The 13,962-nt window shown below is 72.5% G+C and carries 15 protein-coding genes; 4 read left to right on the forward strand and 11 right to left on the reverse strand.

Annotation, left to right across the window (positions count from 1 at the left end; all coding sequences use genetic code 11):
* Positions 1-197 precede the first annotated feature (197 nt).
* The gene (locus tag DLJ59_RS09570; RefSeq protein WP_124772145.1) at positions 198-848 is read left to right on the forward strand and encodes a dienelactone hydrolase family protein; all 651 of its coding nucleotides are present in this window, start codon (positions 198-200) and stop codon (positions 846-848) included.
* On the opposite strand, the gene DLJ59_RS09575 is transcribed toward DLJ59_RS09570, so the two are convergent.
* The gene (locus DLJ59_RS09575) at positions 849-1,949 is read right to left on the reverse strand and encodes an AI-2E family transporter (RefSeq protein WP_124772146.1); all 1,101 of its coding nucleotides are present in this window, start codon (positions 1,947-1,949) and stop codon (positions 849-851) included.
* Positions 1,950-2,150: 201 nt separating this feature from the next.
* On the opposite strand from DLJ59_RS09575, the gene DLJ59_RS09580 reads away from it, so the two are divergent.
* Positions 2,151-2,333 (forward strand): antitoxin, encoded by a 183-nt coding sequence (locus DLJ59_RS09580; RefSeq protein WP_124772147.1) that lies wholly within the window; start codon positions 2,151-2,153, stop codon positions 2,331-2,333.
* Positions 2,334-2,397: 64 nt separating this feature from the next.
* On the opposite strand, the gene DLJ59_RS09585 is transcribed toward DLJ59_RS09580, so the two are convergent.
* The gene (locus DLJ59_RS09585) at positions 2,398-3,003 is read right to left on the reverse strand and encodes a hemerythrin domain-containing protein (RefSeq protein ID WP_124772148.1); all 606 of its coding nucleotides are present in this window, start codon (positions 3,001-3,003) and stop codon (positions 2,398-2,400) included.
* A 172-nt stretch (positions 3,004-3,175) separates the two neighbouring features.
* Between DLJ59_RS09585 and DLJ59_RS09590 the strand changes: the two genes are divergently transcribed.
* Entirely contained in the window at positions 3,176-4,492 is a 1,317-nt protein-coding gene (locus DLJ59_RS09590; RefSeq protein WP_124772149.1) for an FUSC family protein, read from the forward strand.
* A 10-nt stretch (positions 4,493-4,502) separates the two neighbouring features.
* Here the strand turns inward: DLJ59_RS09590 and DLJ59_RS09595 are convergent, their stop codons facing one another.
* From DLJ59_RS09595 to eccB, 8 genes are all read right to left on the reverse strand, one after another.
* A complete protein-coding gene (locus tag DLJ59_RS09595) occupies positions 4,503-5,147 on the reverse strand; it encodes a C39 family peptidase (protein ID WP_124772150.1) in 645 nt (214 codons plus the stop codon).
* Positions 5,148-5,371: 224 nt separating this feature from the next.
* On the reverse strand, positions 5,372-5,779 hold the full coding sequence (locus DLJ59_RS09600) for a pyridoxamine 5'-phosphate oxidase family protein (RefSeq protein ID WP_124772151.1): 408 nt from the start codon (positions 5,777-5,779) through the stop codon (positions 5,372-5,374).
* Between the two features lie 30 nt (positions 5,780-5,809).
* Positions 5,810-6,151 carry a YkvA family protein gene (locus DLJ59_RS09605; RefSeq protein WP_124772152.1) on the reverse strand — a complete coding sequence of 114 codons (342 nt, stop codon included), beginning with the start codon at positions 6,149-6,151 and terminating at the stop codon, positions 5,810-5,812.
* 33 nt (positions 6,152-6,184) lie between these two features.
* Positions 6,185-7,003 carry a hypothetical protein gene (locus DLJ59_RS09610; RefSeq protein WP_124772153.1) on the reverse strand — a complete coding sequence of 273 codons (819 nt, stop codon included), beginning with the start codon at positions 7,001-7,003 and terminating at the stop codon, positions 6,185-6,187.
* A 155-nt stretch (positions 7,004-7,158) separates the two neighbouring features.
* Entirely contained in the window at positions 7,159-7,494 is a 336-nt protein-coding gene (locus tag DLJ59_RS09615; RefSeq protein WP_148096939.1) for a hypothetical protein, read from the reverse strand.
* 244 nt (positions 7,495-7,738) lie between these two features.
* Entirely contained in the window at positions 7,739-9,034 is a 1,296-nt protein-coding gene (locus DLJ59_RS09620) for a WXG100 family type VII secretion target (RefSeq protein WP_124772155.1), read from the reverse strand.
* On the reverse strand, positions 9,027-9,395 hold the full coding sequence (locus DLJ59_RS09625; RefSeq protein WP_124772156.1) for a hypothetical protein: 369 nt from the start codon (positions 9,393-9,395) through the stop codon (positions 9,027-9,029). Before DLJ59_RS09625 ends, DLJ59_RS09620 begins: the two co-directional genes overlap by 8 nt.
* 106 nt (positions 9,396-9,501) lie before the next feature.
* Complete coding sequence (eccB, locus tag DLJ59_RS09630; protein WP_124772157.1) at positions 9,502-11,106, reverse strand: type VII secretion protein EccB; 1,605 nt, start codon at positions 11,104-11,106, stop codon at positions 9,502-9,504.
* A gap of 161 nt (positions 11,107-11,267) precedes the next feature.
* On the opposite strand from eccB, the gene DLJ59_RS09635 reads away from it, so the two are divergent.
* Complete coding sequence (locus DLJ59_RS09635) at positions 11,268-12,455, forward strand: type VII secretion protein EccE (protein WP_124772158.1); 1,188 nt, start codon at positions 11,268-11,270, stop codon at positions 12,453-12,455.
* Between the two features lie 22 nt (positions 12,456-12,477).
* Here the strand turns inward: DLJ59_RS09635 and eccD are convergent, their stop codons facing one another.
* On the reverse strand, positions 12,478-13,875 hold the full coding sequence (gene eccD / locus DLJ59_RS09640) for a type VII secretion integral membrane protein EccD (RefSeq protein WP_124772159.1): 1,398 nt from the start codon (positions 13,873-13,875) through the stop codon (positions 12,478-12,480).
* Positions 13,876-13,962 lie beyond the last annotated feature (87 nt).

Below are 13,962 nucleotides of genomic sequence, written 5' to 3' on the forward strand. Positions count from 1 at the left end.
GGCGATCCTCGCGATCCGTCGGGGCGCGGTTGCGCCGACACGGTCTGCGGTCGTTCGTCGCGTACCCGACGCCCCACCCGGCAAACGCGCCACCCGGCGGCCTGCGCACAGCCCTGCTGTGACACCGGCGCCGCCGGCGTGCGTGGCGTGCGGCGGGCCGGGTACCCGGATCATTGTCGAGCAGCCGGAGGTGGGGCATGGACGAGCAGCAGACTGTGACAGTTCCGATCGGGGACGCCAAGCTCCCCGCCGACCTGAGGCTGCCCGGCCAGCCGGCCGGTGTGGTGCTGTTCGCGCACGGCAGCGGCAGTTCGCGGCACAGTCCGCGCAACGTGGCGGTGGCCCGGACGCTGAACGACCGAGGGCTCGGCACCGTGCTGGCGGATCTGCTCACCCCCGTCGAGGACGAGGTGGACACGCGAACCGCCGAGCTGCGCTTCGACATCGGGTTGCTGGCCAGCCGGCTGGCCGGGATCATTGACTGGCTCGCCACGGCGCGTCCCGCCGGTGACGTGCCGATCGGCCTGTTCGGGGCCAGTACGGGTGCTGCCGCCGCCCTGGTCGCGGCGTCGTCCCGTGCCGATCGGGTGGCTGCCGTTGTCAGCCGAGGTGGTCGGCCGGACCTGGCCGACGACGCGTTGGCCCAGGTGCGCACGCCGACGTTGCTGTTGGTGGGCGGGCTGGACGAAGAGGTGATCGCGCTCAACGAGCAGGCGCTGACCGAGTTGGGGGATGTTGCCGAGCTGCGGGTGATCCCCGGCGCCACGCATCTGTTCGAGGAGCCCGGCACCCTTGATCAGGTCGCCGACCAGGCCGGCACCTGGTTCACCACGCACCTCAGCCGCTGATCAGTCAGTGGGTAGGAGGGCCGAGGCCGAGCGGCGCTGTTGGACGGTGTCGATGACGCGCCAGAGGACGGCGGTGATCGGGACGCTGACGAAGGCGCCGGCGATCCCCGCGATCAACGTGCCGGCGGTGACCGCCACCAGGATCACCGCCGGATGCAGTCGGACCTGCCGCTTCATGACCAACGGCTCCAGCAGGTTGCCCTCGATCTGCTGGACGGCGATCACCGCCGCGAGGGTGAGCAGCGCGGTGGTGGGACCGTTCGCGGCCAGTGCCACCAGCACCGCCACCGCACCGGCCACCGTCGCCCCGATGATCGGCACGAACCCGCCGAGGAACGTGATCAACGCCAGCGGCAGGGCCAGTGGCACCCGCAGCACCACGAGCGCCAAGCCGATGCCCAGTGCGTCGATCGCGGCGATGAACATGGTGCCCCGGCTGTACGCGCCCAACGTCCGCCAACCGGCCCGGCCGGCCTCGGCCAGCACGGGTTGGTTCGGGCCGGACACCCGCGACAGCACCCAGTGCCACATCGACCGGCCATCCTTGAGCAAGAAAAAGAGCAGCACCAGAGCCAGCAGTGCGGAGCCGAACACCTCCGTGGCGGTCCGGGCGCCCGCCACCGGGTCCGGAGAGCTGCCACCGAGCCCCTGCCGGGCCTGGTCGACCAGCCGGTCCAGCTGCGCCTCGCTCACCGGCAGCGTGGACGTCACGAAGTCGCGGCTGCGCTCGACCCCCTGCGTCAGCTCCTGGCTGAGCTGATCGAACTGGCTGGCGGTCAGGTTCCACACCAGTGCGCCAACCCCGACCAGGATGCCGAGCAGCAGCAGTACGGTGCAGAGCGCGGCCAGCGCCGCCGGCAGGCGCAACCGGCGCAGCAGAAGCAGGACCGGATCGAGCAGTGCGGTGAGGAAGATGGTGGCGGCCAGCGCGATGGCCAACGGTGCCAACAGGACGGCGATCCGGCCCAGCAGGTAGAGCCCGGCGGTGATCACCACCAGGCAGGCGCTCCACAACACCGCGGTTCGGACCAGCCAGGGCAACGCCGCCCAGGTCTGGCGCGGCCCGGGGCCGCCTGTCGATCCGGGTTCCTCTGCGGCCATGTCGGTCCTCCTCGATGTCGACGAGGTCGGTACCCGGTCGGTCGCACCCCGACACCCGAATGGCTGGCTGTCACCCGCGCGGATCGTACGCCGGCCGGAGTGACGCGGTTGGGTGTTCGCGAATCGCACCCGCAACGACGGCGTTTGCGCTGTCGGGCCGAGGGAACGCGAAGGGGACGGACCGGACTGAGGAGGAACGTCGTGGGTGACTTCATGGGCAAGGCCAAGGACTTCGCGGACAAGCACGACAAGCAGGTCGACCAGGGCACGGAGAAGGCGGGCGAGATGGCCGACAAGCGCACCGGTGGCAAGTACGACGATCAGATCGACAAGGGCGTGGACCAGGCCCAGGCGCGCACCGGTGAGGGCGACCAGGTTCGCTGACTCGCGGATGGTCCTCCCGGGCCGCGTCGGCGACCCGGGAGTGCCGGTCCGGAAGGTGCGCGGGTCAGCCCTGGTGCTTGTCGCGTAGCTCGTCCATCGCGGTGGGCCGGCCGCTCAACGCGTCGCGCAGCCGGTCGACCAGACCGATGCCGGGGGCGAGCAGCCTGTTCGCCGGCGGATGGTCCGGGCTCCCCGGATGCGGCCGGGTCGGCCCGATCTTCTTGATCGCCGTCACCCGGGCGGCCACCTCGATCAACTCCTCCCGGGCCGTCGCCGCGCGCAGCCGCGGAAAGAGCTCCTTCTCCTCCTCCGCCACATGGCGTCGGACGATGCTGGTCAACTGGGCGAGCAATTCGTCGAAGCGTGGCTCGGACGGGTCGGTGGACTCCAACTCCTGCATGGTCCGCTCGGCGTCGGCGTGCTCCGCGATTTCACGGTCGGCGATCTCGTTGCCGTCGGGCAGCGCCTTGCGGGCGATCGGATACACGTACGCCTCCTCGGCCACCGAGTGGCGGACAAGTTCGGCGATCACCACGTCGGCGAGGTGCCGGCGATGCTCGGGGGTGCCCTGCCGGGTCGCCAATTCGACGAGGACTGCTTCGATCTCACGATGGTCGGAGACCAGGATGTCGACGGCATCGTGGTCGTCGGCGGTCGGTGGATTGGTCATGTCACGGCCCCTTACCGGTTGCGGGTCGGTGGGAGGTGTGCGGCTCAGGTACCCCCACGGGGCTGGGCAAACCTACGGTTGACGATGTGTTCGACGGTGTTGTTGGGGCTGTCGGGAGCGGTGGTGCGCCGGCCACCAAGATTGCCGGGCCGTTGCCGGGGTAACCGCCGCCATGGCCGAGGACCACCCACCCGACGACCGCCGGCAGTGGCGGCTCGATGAGACCGCCGAACGGACGGTTCGACGGGTGCGGCACCGTGGTGGGCAGGCCAGCCGGATCCGAGCCCGGCAGTGGGAGGTCACCCTGGTGATCTCCGTCCAGGCCGGGTTGGCCGCGGCGATCGCCGCCCTGCTCGCCAAGAACCTGCTGGGCTCCGGATCGCACGTCTTCGCTCCCGCCGCCGCCGTCGGTACGATCGCCACCGCCATCGGTCAGCGGGCTCGGCGCACCTTTGAGCTGTTGGCCGGCGTGGCCCTGGGCATCGTCATCGGTGACACGCTGCGGTTCCTGCTCGGCGCGGGCCCGTGGCAGACCGGCGTGGTGGTCGCGCTGGCCATCGCCGCCGCGTTGCTGGTGGCCGGGAAGGGTGGTCCGCTGGTCGGTCAGGCCGGCGGTACCGCCGTGCTGATCGCCACGCTGGCCCCGATGGAAAGTGGCCTGGAGTTGCCCCGCATCTTCGACGCGCTCGTCGGTGGGGCGGTCGGCCTGGTGGTGGTCGCATTGTTGTTGCCGATCAACCCGATGCGAGTGCTGGACCGGGCCGCGGCGCCGATCTTCACGATTGTCTGCGAGCAACTCGCTGAGCTGGGGCAGGCGATGCGCGAGCGCGACCGGGCCCGGACCATGGGCGTCCTGGAGCGGCTCCGCGGCACCGAGGACGACCTGGGCCGGCTGCACGATGCGCTGAGCGGGGCCGAGGAGGTGGTGACCATCGCTCCGGTTCGTTGGCACCGCCGCCAGCAGTACCACCGGTACGCCCGTAGCGCGGCCCACCTGGAGCGCTTGTTGCTGGACAGTCGTGCGATGGCCCGCTGGTCGACCACCGCCTTGCAGTACGACGAGCCGATTCCGGAGGAACTGTCGGACGCGATGCGCCAGTTGGGTCAGGCGGTGACGGTGATGCGTGCAGAGTGCAGGGTCGGTGAGGACCCTCAGCGCACCCGGCAACTGATCGAGCAGTGCGCCGAGTTGGCCGGGCGGGCCTCCGCGATCGGGGTCAGCTCGTTCGGGGAATCCCTCGTCACCGGATTGCGCACCGCGGCCAGCGATCTGCTCCGGGCGGCCGGTTGCGAACCCGAAGACGCGAACCGGATCGTGCGCCAGGCGGCCGGTGCCGGCGAGGCGGAGATCCACCCGCCCGTCCGGCGACAGATGCACCGGGTCCGACCGGCCCGGGCCGCCCGAGCCCGTCGGCGCGCACACCTCGCCCGCCGGACCCGTAACGACGGCCGGGCCGGCCTCCCCGCACGGGAGAGGCCGGCCCGGTGAACAGCCAGGGTCAGGAGGAGTAGCCGCGCTCGGCGATCCAGTTGGCGACCTTCGGAAGGCTCATCCAGTACTCGCCCAGCATGGGGTCGGCCGGGTCGGCGACCCGGATGGTGTCACCACCGTCGCGGTAGCCGACGAGGGTCAGATAGTGGCCGCCCTCGTACGAGTGCGGGTTGCCATCGGTGTCGACGGTCGTGCCCTTGATGTTGGCCACCACCGGACGGCCGGCGTCCACCGCGGCCAGCACGTCACGGCGCAACTGCTCGACCTGGTCGGGGCGGGCCACCGAATCACGGATCTCGGTGGTCCGGTACTTGCCGCCGGTCAGTTCGTTCAGCACGCGAGTGGTGTCCAGGGCCGAGGGGGTACCCGCCTCGGTGGTGCCGAGCAGTTGGGCCACCTCGTCCTGGGAGAGCGCCTTGCCCTGGGCGGACAACGCGATCCTGGTCGCGGCCGGGCCGCAGTAGTAGAAGTTCGGCTGGGCCTGGTAGTCGACGTTGAGGATCCGTTCGGCGTGCCGGTCATTCTGGTTCGACGAGGCCGGCGCGGCGGGCACCGGGGCGGCCTGTGCGGCCACCGCCGGGCCGAGGGCACAACCGCCGGCGACCAGCAGGCCGACGACGGACAGACCGCTCTTCTGGACGATCGGGTTCATGGTCGAGTCTCCGTTCGGGGGTTGGCGCCTCCGACGAGCGGAGGGCGGCAGCACCGGGAATGGCGCTCGGCGCAACACGGGGGCCGACCATCGGTGGTCTCGGCCCGGGGCGTACCGAGGGCGTAACCGCTCTGCTCCACCGAGAATTCCGCCGGTTGCGCCGACCGGGGGTCGCGCGGCCTCTCGGCCTGGCCCGAACCGGTCATCGGGGACGTGCGGTCAGCTCAGAGGCTCCCCAGCAGCCCGGTCACGGTGATCTCGATGACGACCCGCTCCGGATTCGGGCGTGGTGTCCGATACCGCTCGGCGTACCGCCGCTCGGCCTCCGCCACGGCGGCCGGATCCGACCGCAGCACGGCGCGACCCTCGATCGTCAACCACCGGCGGCCATCCACGTGGCACACGGCCACCGCCGCGCCCGCCGCGCCGGCCGCCGCCACCTGACTGGCCTTGCGGGAGGTGCCGGAGGTGATGACCCGGGCCAGCCCGGCGGCCGGGTCGAGGGTCACCCCGACCGGTACGACGTGCGGGGTGCCGTCCGCGCGCAGGGTGGTCAGCGTCGCGAGGTGCCGTTCGGCACAAAAGGCGACAACCCGCTCATCGTGCATGTCCAACCGATGATCGCCCGTCATGCCCGTCCCCCGTCCCCGAACCGACCTCGATCATGGCACGCGGCGGTGGGCCCGGTCCCGGTCCGGTGGGGCGTCCGGCTGACCGGGCAGCTGGCGACCCGTCGCCCGACGTTTGTGCACCAGCCGGGTCAGGTAGATCAACGCGGCGGCCAGCACGCCCATGTCATCCAGGTAGATCGGGTCCGGCAGCACGTCCACCGGGAAGATCGTGTAGATCAGCGCCCCGTAGAAGGCGACCTTGCCGCCCGCGCCGAGCCCGTTCAGCAGCCGGCGAGTACGCACCACCCGCACCGCCAGCACCACGGCACCGACCAGTGTGGCGAGCGCCAGGATGCCGGCGACCACCACGAGGACCCACGCCTGTCGGGACATGCCGTCACGCTAACCCACCCGAGACCGCACGGCTCAGTACGCGGGCACCGTCGCCCGGCCGCGCGCGGCCACCTTGTTCTCCCGGGTCTGCTCGACGTTCTCCCGGGTCTGCGCGCGCAACGGCCCGGCAACCTCGCTCAGTGGCAGCACCGACGCCGACTCGGCGACCCGTCGACCGATAGCCGCGTGCGCCTCCTCACGCAGGCTGCGAGCCGCAGCCACCGCCAACTCCGCAGCCCGCCACGCGGCCTGCTCCCGCTCGCGGGCCACGGCATGTTTGGCCGCCAGATTGTCCCGGATCGCCCGCTGGAGCACCAGTTCCTGCTCGACCGGGTGCAGTCGCGGGTCCCAGCCGTCGCGGTGCGCGAAGACATCGCTGAGCTGCTCCACCGACAGCTCCCGCCGCCAGTACGCATCCAGGGCCGCCCGGTGCAGGTAGCGCTCCCGGTCGGCGTACTCGGCGGGAGTCCGTGCGGTGTGCGGCAGCGGCATCGCGGCCGCCGCGTCAAGCCGCCGCACACCGGCCTCGGCCGCCTCGTACGCCAGCCAGGCCGCCTCGACCTCCTCCTGCGCGGCCACCCACTCGGCCCGGCGACGCCGCACCGTGGTGGTCGCCCGTTCCGCGGCCACCGCGACCTCCTGCGCGTAGCGGCTCTGCTCCCGCTCCTCCTGCGCCTGCTCAAGTTGGCTCGGCATGGCCGCGCGGCGGATCCGGGCGCCCGGATCGAAGCGGAACCGGCCGGGCCGCAACAGGAGCGCGGAGACAGCGACAGCGACCACGCCGAGCAGGCTCAGCCAGATGACGGCGGCCCGGGAGAGGTCTGGCAGGACGGCGGAGAGGATGGTTTGCATGATCAGCACCTTGCGGTCGAAGGCGGGTATCGACGGGCGGCAGGATGGCGCGGCAGCGCCGGTCGGCCCGGTGGCGGGATTGCCCCGTCGACGGCCACCTCAGGTGCCCGTACGGGATCAGCCGGGATCGGGCACCGGGGCTTGCCGGGCCTGGCTCAGCTGGTGGGCGGACCGCGTCGCGCGGGAGTGCCCCGGCCGGGATCGATGGCCGGGGCGTAGACCGGGCCCGTCGCGACCGGACCGGTCGCCGTGGCCGTATCGGCCGTGTCGGTATCGAGCGTGCCAGCCGGCGGGGCGACAGCAGGCTGGCCGGCTCGCGTGGTAGCGGGGCCGGCGTCGGGGCGGACACTCGTCACCCGGCTGCTCACGGCACTGGGCCGCAGCTGCGTGGGGGCGGGCGGTGGGGTCGCGGAGAGAGCGGCGCCGAGGCCGACCACGAGCACCAGCGCGGTGACCGCCAGGCGGGTCAGTTCCCGCAGTGACCACAGCACAGCCCGCCGGGCTGGGCGGACAGACGCTGCGGACGACACCTCACCAACCTATCGCCCGTTCCGGCGTACCGCACCACGGCGACGGGCCGCACTGGCGTGACCACCACCACGGTGGGCAATGTGGACGCTGTCGATCGGGGCTGAGAAGTGTGGTGCCCCCGACCGGATCGGGTCCGATCGGGGGCACCGTGCATGGTCCGGGTGGCCTCTCCGGTGGTGGAGGCCGGCCGGTGGCGGACCGTGCTCAGTCTCCGGTGCCGAGCACCGAAGGAGCGGGCTTGTCGTCGCCCTGCCACACCATCTCGTCCTCGGTCAGCCAGGTCTGTCGCTCGTCGGAGTCGTCGTCCTGCCTTCCACCGCGCCCGCCGAGCACACCGGGACGGCCGCCGCCGGCCCCCGGCCGGGAGTTGCCACCGGTCACGGCCGGCCGGCCGCCACTCCCAGAGCGCTGGCCGTCAATACTGCGCCCGACCCCGTTGGCGGCGCGGCTCTCCGCCGGGGCCGCACCACCGCCGGTCGGCCGAGCCGAGGCGGGGGGCGCGTTGCCCGAGCCCGCGAGCGCGCCGCTGCGCAACACCCCACCGGCCGGTGCCCCGCCCGGTGCTCCGTAGAGCAGGCCGGGACCGGTGCTCGCCGCAGCGGGTCCGCCCGCCGGCGCGGACAGGCCGGCCAGCCCGGCGACACCCCCGCCCAACAGCGCGCCGCCGACCAGGGGATCCGCCCCGGCGAGGGACGTGCCCCGGCCGGTGAGGTCGCCGCCAACGCCGACCGGGCCGGTCGCGACAGCCGGGCTGCCACCGATGCCCGCGCCGACCTCATCCGTAACCGAACCGTGGCCCGGCAGTTGCGCGACGCGGTCCGGCGTCGAGATGGTCGCGTCACCAGTGCGCACGGTGTGCGTGCTGGTGTTGGGGCCGCCTGTCACCTTGGCGATGGCCGAGACACTGTGTGGCGTCGTCGGATCCTTGCTGGCGGTGCTCGGAGTGTCCGGGTCGGGCGGAGGCGGGTCGACCACGCGGTCGTAGGCGGAGATGTCGTAACTGCTGGCCAGGTCGGCCACCAGGTTCACCATCCGCTGGTGGGCCTTCTCCTGCTCTGCCTTGTCCTGCTGGTGACCCGCGATGCCCCCGACGATCAGGCCGGTCAGACCGAAGATGGCGCCACCCTTGATCGCACCGCCGATCGCCTTGTCGTTGTCGTCGGTCTCCTCCGGGCTCTCGGCCTTCTTGTGGGCGGCCCGCAGGTGGTCGGCCATCATGGTCAACCCCTGCTTGATGCCGGCCATCCCTTCGCCCAACGCGTCGCTGTGGGCGACGATCAGGTTGAGTCGCCGGTGGAACTCCCGACCTGCCGAGCCCGTCCAGGTGTTGGCGAGCTTGTCGAGGTCACCGCTCAGCTCCCGGCCGAGGCCGTCGAGGATGCCCTTGAGCTCGGCCCACTGGGTGGCCACTCCCTCGATCTGCTCCGGCTTGCCCGCCATCAGGCCGTCGTACAGCTGCTGGTGACTGTTGCCCTGGTAGCGCTGGGTGTATTCAGACACGCCCGTCCTCCTTCGGCTGGAACGCCCGGTCAACCGGGGTCAGCGCGGCGGTGACATCGTCGGCGTTGGCCGCGTTACGCGCCTCGGCGGTGCGGTAGTTGCTCAGGATCGTGCTGGTCGCCTGCTGTGCCGCCAGCACCGCCTGCCGGATCCGCTGGGCCTGCTCCACATAGGACTGGTGGACCTCGCTGTAGCGACGCGCCATGTCGGTGGCGTCGAAGAACGAGCCCAGCGCCGGAGGGCGGCACTGCATCTCGGTGTTGAGCTTGCGCAGCACCGACTCGGCCTGGCTCAACCGAGACGCCAGGTGCTCGTGGAAGTCCTCAAGGGACAACAGGTCGACTTCCGTACGCCCGGCCATGGCAACATCCCCGTCGTTCTGGTTGACAACCGTCAGCGACGTCAAGGTTAGTCCACCAGTGCGACTCCAGGCGACCCGTCCAAGCTGCTCAGCCGTTGGCGTCGGTCTATTCCGACGGCCCCCCGCCGCCGGCCCCGCCGCTCTGCGACGCGCCACTGGCCGGAGCCGACGGTGTCGAGCCCGACGGTGGCGCGGCGGACGACGACCGAGACGGTGGCGCGGCGGACGGCGAGCCCGAGGGCGGTGCCGCCGATGGTGAGCCCGACTTTGGCGCAGCCGACGGTGAGGCGGCCGGTGCCGGTCCGTCGGCTGCGAAGACGGCGAACGCGTCCTCGCGGTCCAGGGTGGGCCCGGTCGGGATCAGTGCGAGCAGGGAACCGGGCACCGCCAGCGGGGTGACCCCGCCGTAGCCGAGCACCTCCAGTGTCGCCGCCGAGCCGAGGGGATACCGGATGCCCTGCGGGCTGATCAGGTAGATCGTCGAGCCGGCGGCACCGGACCCGCTGGTTCCGGCGCCGGGCGAAGCCTGCGCGATGACACCCTTGCCGCCGGGCAGCAGCACCGCCTCGGCGGTGCGTACGGCGTCGCGCCTGGTCTGGCGCACCGGCACCAGTCCCGGATCACTGTCGGTCAGCTCATCCGGCACCCGGTCGAAGACCTCGATGGTGGTGGTCGGCGGGCCGCCCGCGCTGCCCTTCCGGTACGTCGCGCACAGCGTCGTCTGACCGGGCTGGGTCGGGTAGAGGGCGGGCACCGTGGTGGGCAGCCCTTCCTCCTCGATCCGCTGCTCCTTGAACGCCTCGCTGGCCTCGTTCGGTGTGATGTCGGTGATCCGACCGCTGCCGCTGGTCTGGAGCAACGCGGTGATCTCGCTGATCGACACGAGCGCGTCGCGGGTCAGCACGTAGTGCCGCCCGGCCGCCTTGAACACCGAACCGACGTTGTACGACTTCCCGGCCACCTTGCGGCTGCTGGGCTCGCCCTCACCGGCCAGCGTCATCCTGCGCAGCGGTGGCCCGGCCGGCACGGCGTTGAGCAGTTGCTGCCCGATCTGGATTCGCTCGGTGCCGGCCATCCGCAGCGCCGTCATCGTGCGGACCGGGTCGAGCAGCTGGAGCCGGGTGTTGTTGGTGACGAGGTAGCGCTGGTCGTCCACCGAGACCAGCACTCCCCGGTCGCCCAGCGGCGTGCCGCCGGGCAGCGCCCGGTCGATCACCAGCCGGGTGCTGGAGCGCCGCCGGTCGACCGGGTCGGGCACGTCACAGACCGACCAGGGCAGCCCGGTCAGCGACTTACGGTCCGGCAGAGCGTCCGGTGCCCCGACGATGCCGACGGTGACGCCGCGGGGCCGGTCCCGCAGCGACGCCTGGGACATCGTCCGCACCTCGGCACTCGCATCGTTCACGATGAGGCGCGCCGACGTGTAGTTGAGCGTCGGGTGCAGCTTCCCCTCGATGAACACGTACGTCGCGCCGGTTTCCCGTTCGATGACCAGGGTGTTCTCGGCCAGCGGCGCCGCGCCGCCGGTCAACTGGCCGTAGGCGCCCACCCCACCGAGCACGATGGCCGCGGCCAGGACACTGCCGAAGACGGCCATGCCGAGCCGTCGCATCGGCAGGTTGGTGGTCTCCGGATCGCCAGACAGCAAGGCGGAGACAATGCGGCGGGTGACGAAGCGGTACGCCTGCACCTGATCGCGGCGGGTCCGCATGACTTACCTCCGGCGGGGTTTTTCCGCGACGATCAGGTCGAAGTGCCGTCGCGGGCTTCCCTACGATAAGGGGCCGACGGTGCTTCCTTGGGACCACCGCTCGTGGCCGGCACCGGACCGACCCGGCGCAGAGCCGTACCGTGCAGGAGGGACAGTCAGCGATGACGCAGGTTCAGGCGCCACCCGCCCGAGCGGTCACGGGCCCCGTCGACGTTTCGGCCCGGCCGGCGTCCCCGGCCGAGCGGCCCGGCCGTGGACGGGTCGGTCCCGTGCTGGTCGGGCAGCTCGTCTTGCTGGAGTTGTGCGTGGTCGGCGTCTGGGCCGCCACGGCCGGACCCAGCTGGCTACTCGCCGCAGCGGGGGCGGTGGCGCTGCTGATCGTCCTGGCGGCTTTCGCCCGACGAGGTGGCCGCTGGTGGTTCGAGGACCTGCTGCTGCGCCGGCGGCTGCGGCGACGCGGCGAGCGGGCGTCAGCCGCGCTGGCCAGCGGCACGGCGACGGACCCGCGGTTGGCGGCGCTCGCCCCCGAGCTGAGCGTGATCGAGCTGACCGACCGGGGCACCCGCCTCGGCATCGGGCGCGACGACCAGGGGTGGTTCGCCGCCGTCGCCCTGCAGTCCGCCGCCGGCGTGGCGGTCGGTTCCGTCGACGCCGCCGCGGTGGACCGTGCGCTGGGGGTGCTCGCGGACTTCAGCGCCCCGGTCTCCCGGGCGCAGGTCGTCGCGCACACGCTGGTCTGGTACCCGGCGCCCGGTGCTCCGCCGGCGGCACACCGGACCGTCTGGGTGGCGGTGCGGCTCACCGTCGGGGACGCCCGGGTCGAGGCGGTGAGCCGGGGTGGCGGGCTGACCGGAGTGCACCGGACGGTGGCCGCCGCGATCGGCCGGCTCGGCAAGGCGCTGACCTCGGCGGGGCTGGCGCATCGCCCGTTGGGCCGCGAGGAACTACGCGCGGCGATCGTCTCGGCCGCCGGTCTGGACCTGGGGCCCGAGGCGCCGACGGAGAGCTGGCGGGGACTGGGCGGCGGCGGCTGGACGCACCGCTGCCTCACGCTGCGGGGCCGCTCCGACGCGCCGCTCGGCCCCCTCGTGGACGCCATCACCGCCACCTCGGCGCCGTCGCACACCGTGGCCGTGACCGTCTCGACGGACGGTCGGATGGCAGCGCCGCTGCTGCGGGTCGCGGCCATGGACAACCACGTCGAGGCGCTGGTCAAGGTGGTGCGCGAGGTCGCGGATCGAGCGGGCGCGGCCACCCGGCCGATGGATGGTCAGCATGCCCCGGGCGTCTACGCCACCGCCCCGGTCGCTTCGGCGCTGGGTGTCACCACCGGTCCGCGGTCGCGCTGACCGGTGCGGCGGCGCGACCCGGTCAGGGTCGGAGGTTGACGATCCAGCCGTAGAGGCCGCAGACCCAGAAGGCGAGCGGCACCAGCGAGATGATGAGCAGGATCTCGACGATGTCCAGCAGGCGGCCCCAGACCGGCGAGATGCGCTTGCCGGCGACGGTCAGACCGTAGATCAGACTGATCACGGCGGCCAGCACCAGCCCGCCCAGGATCAGGCCGAGCCGGACCGGCAGCGACCCGCCGGCGAAGGTGGCCGCGGCGGCCAGCCCCAGACCCACGGAGCCTGCCAGCAGCACCGGGGTGCGCTGGGACCGGCCCAGCAGGGGGCGAGCCCGCAGCAGCGCCAGCAGGGCCAGCACCAGGCACAGCAACACCGCGGGCAACCGCCCGTCCAGGGCCAGCACGAACTGCGCGCCCAGCACCAGCAGGGCAACCGTCCACAGCAGACCCGTCAGGAACTCGTCGGCGCGCTCACTCTGCTGGAGCACCTGTCGACCGTCCACCGACTCGCTGTCGGTCTTCAGGTCCTCCGGGCCGGTCGGGATCGACGGCACCGGCAGCCGGGCCAGCCGGTAGGCCATCATCGGCAGCGCCGGCACCACACCGAACGCGACCGCGGCGACCACCGCGGCGGAGGCCGCCGCGTCGAGGCCGAGGACCAGGCAGAGCACCGCGCCCAGGCCGGTCGCGGCCGCGACCCCGATCGCGGCGAAGAAGAGGGGGTACCGGTCGCCGACCGCCAGCACGGCCACCGCACCGGCAACCACCGTGGCGGTTGCCGCGAGCAGGACGTGCGGACTGGCCAGCTCGGTCAGCGATCGATCGCCGGCGAGCAGCAGCAGGCCGCCGGTGGCCGCGTGCGTCAGGCCGACCAGGGCCAGCACCGCGCCGGTGCCGCTGTCGCCGGCGGCGCGGGACAGCACCGCGGCGCCCACCAGCAACGCCACCGCAACCAGCAGCGCGGCCAGCGCACCGGGCAGGTGCGGCGGGCCGGCGAAGAGGGCGGCCAGCGCGCCGGCGCCGAGCGCCGCCGCCGCGAAGGTCACCGCGAAGGAGCGGGTCGCGCCGACCTGCCAGGCGCCGGGGCGCTGGTTGGTAGCGGTGGCGACCGCGTCCACCACGTCGTCGAAGACGATCTCCGGCGCGGCGTTGGACCGGGGGTTGAAGTAGAGCACCTCACCGTCCCGGACGCTGAGCTGCGCCGCGGTACGACCACCGTCCAGCGGCGCACCGCCCAACCGGGACAGTGCCCAGCCGCCGTGCCGCGCACCCTCGTCGGCCATGTCCTCGCCGGCGTAGCGCAGCAGGGTGGGGAGCAGGTCAGCCATCGGCACGTCCGACGGCAGCGCCAGATCCATCCGGGTACGCGGAGCCACGATCGTGATTCGGCTCAGACCACCGGTCGCCGTCTTCGTCGCCACAGTGGCCTCCTGGTGTGCGTCCGCGCTCGGCTGGCTGTGCTGCTGCGGTCCGGGTCCACCGCGCACACGGCAGATTACCTACGATGA

Origin of the sequence: Micromonospora inaquosa (assembly GCF_003857055.1) — a bacterium.
Taxonomy (GTDB): Bacteria; Actinomycetota; Actinomycetes; order Mycobacteriales; family Micromonosporaceae; genus Micromonospora; species Micromonospora inaquosa.

What these genes read in the sequence shown, in the direction of transcription:
- DLJ59_RS09575 (WP_124772146.1), bottom strand. Translation starts at nt 1,949, where the DNA reads ATGGCCGCAGAGGAACCCGGATCGACAGGCGGCCCCGGGCCGCGCCAG.
- DLJ59_RS09595 (WP_124772150.1), bottom strand. Translation starts at nt 5,147, where the DNA reads ATGAACCCGATCGTCCAGAAGAGCGGTCTGTCCGTCGTCGGCCTGCTG.
- DLJ59_RS09605 (WP_124772152.1), bottom strand. Translation starts at nt 6,151, where the DNA reads ATGTCCCGACAGGCGTGGGTCCTCGTGGTGGTCGCCGGCATCCTGGCG.
- DLJ59_RS09625 (WP_124772156.1), bottom strand. Translation starts at nt 9,395, where the DNA reads ATGGCCGGGCGTACGGAAGTCGACCTGTTGTCCCTTGAGGACTTCCAC.
- DLJ59_RS09610 (WP_124772153.1), bottom strand. Translation starts at nt 7,003, where the DNA reads ATGCAAACCATCCTCTCCGCCGTCCTGCCAGACCTCTCCCGGGCCGCC.
- DLJ59_RS09635 (WP_124772158.1), top strand. Translation starts at nt 11,268, where the DNA reads ATGACGCAGGTTCAGGCGCCACCCGCCCGAGCGGTCACGGGCCCCGTC.
- DLJ59_RS09585 (WP_124772148.1), bottom strand. Translation starts at nt 3,003, where the DNA reads ATGACCAATCCACCGACCGCCGACGACCACGATGCCGTCGACATCCTG.
- DLJ59_RS09600 (WP_124772151.1), bottom strand. Translation starts at nt 5,779, where the DNA reads ATGACGGGCGATCATCGGTTGGACATGCACGATGAGCGGGTTGTCGCC.
- eccB (WP_124772157.1), bottom strand. Translation starts at nt 11,106, where the DNA reads ATGCGGACCCGCCGCGATCAGGTGCAGGCGTACCGCTTCGTCACCCGC.
- DLJ59_RS09570 (WP_124772145.1), top strand. Translation starts at nt 198, where the DNA reads ATGGACGAGCAGCAGACTGTGACAGTTCCGATCGGGGACGCCAAGCTC.
- DLJ59_RS09590 (WP_124772149.1), top strand. Translation starts at nt 3,176, where the DNA reads ATGGCCGAGGACCACCCACCCGACGACCGCCGGCAGTGGCGGCTCGAT.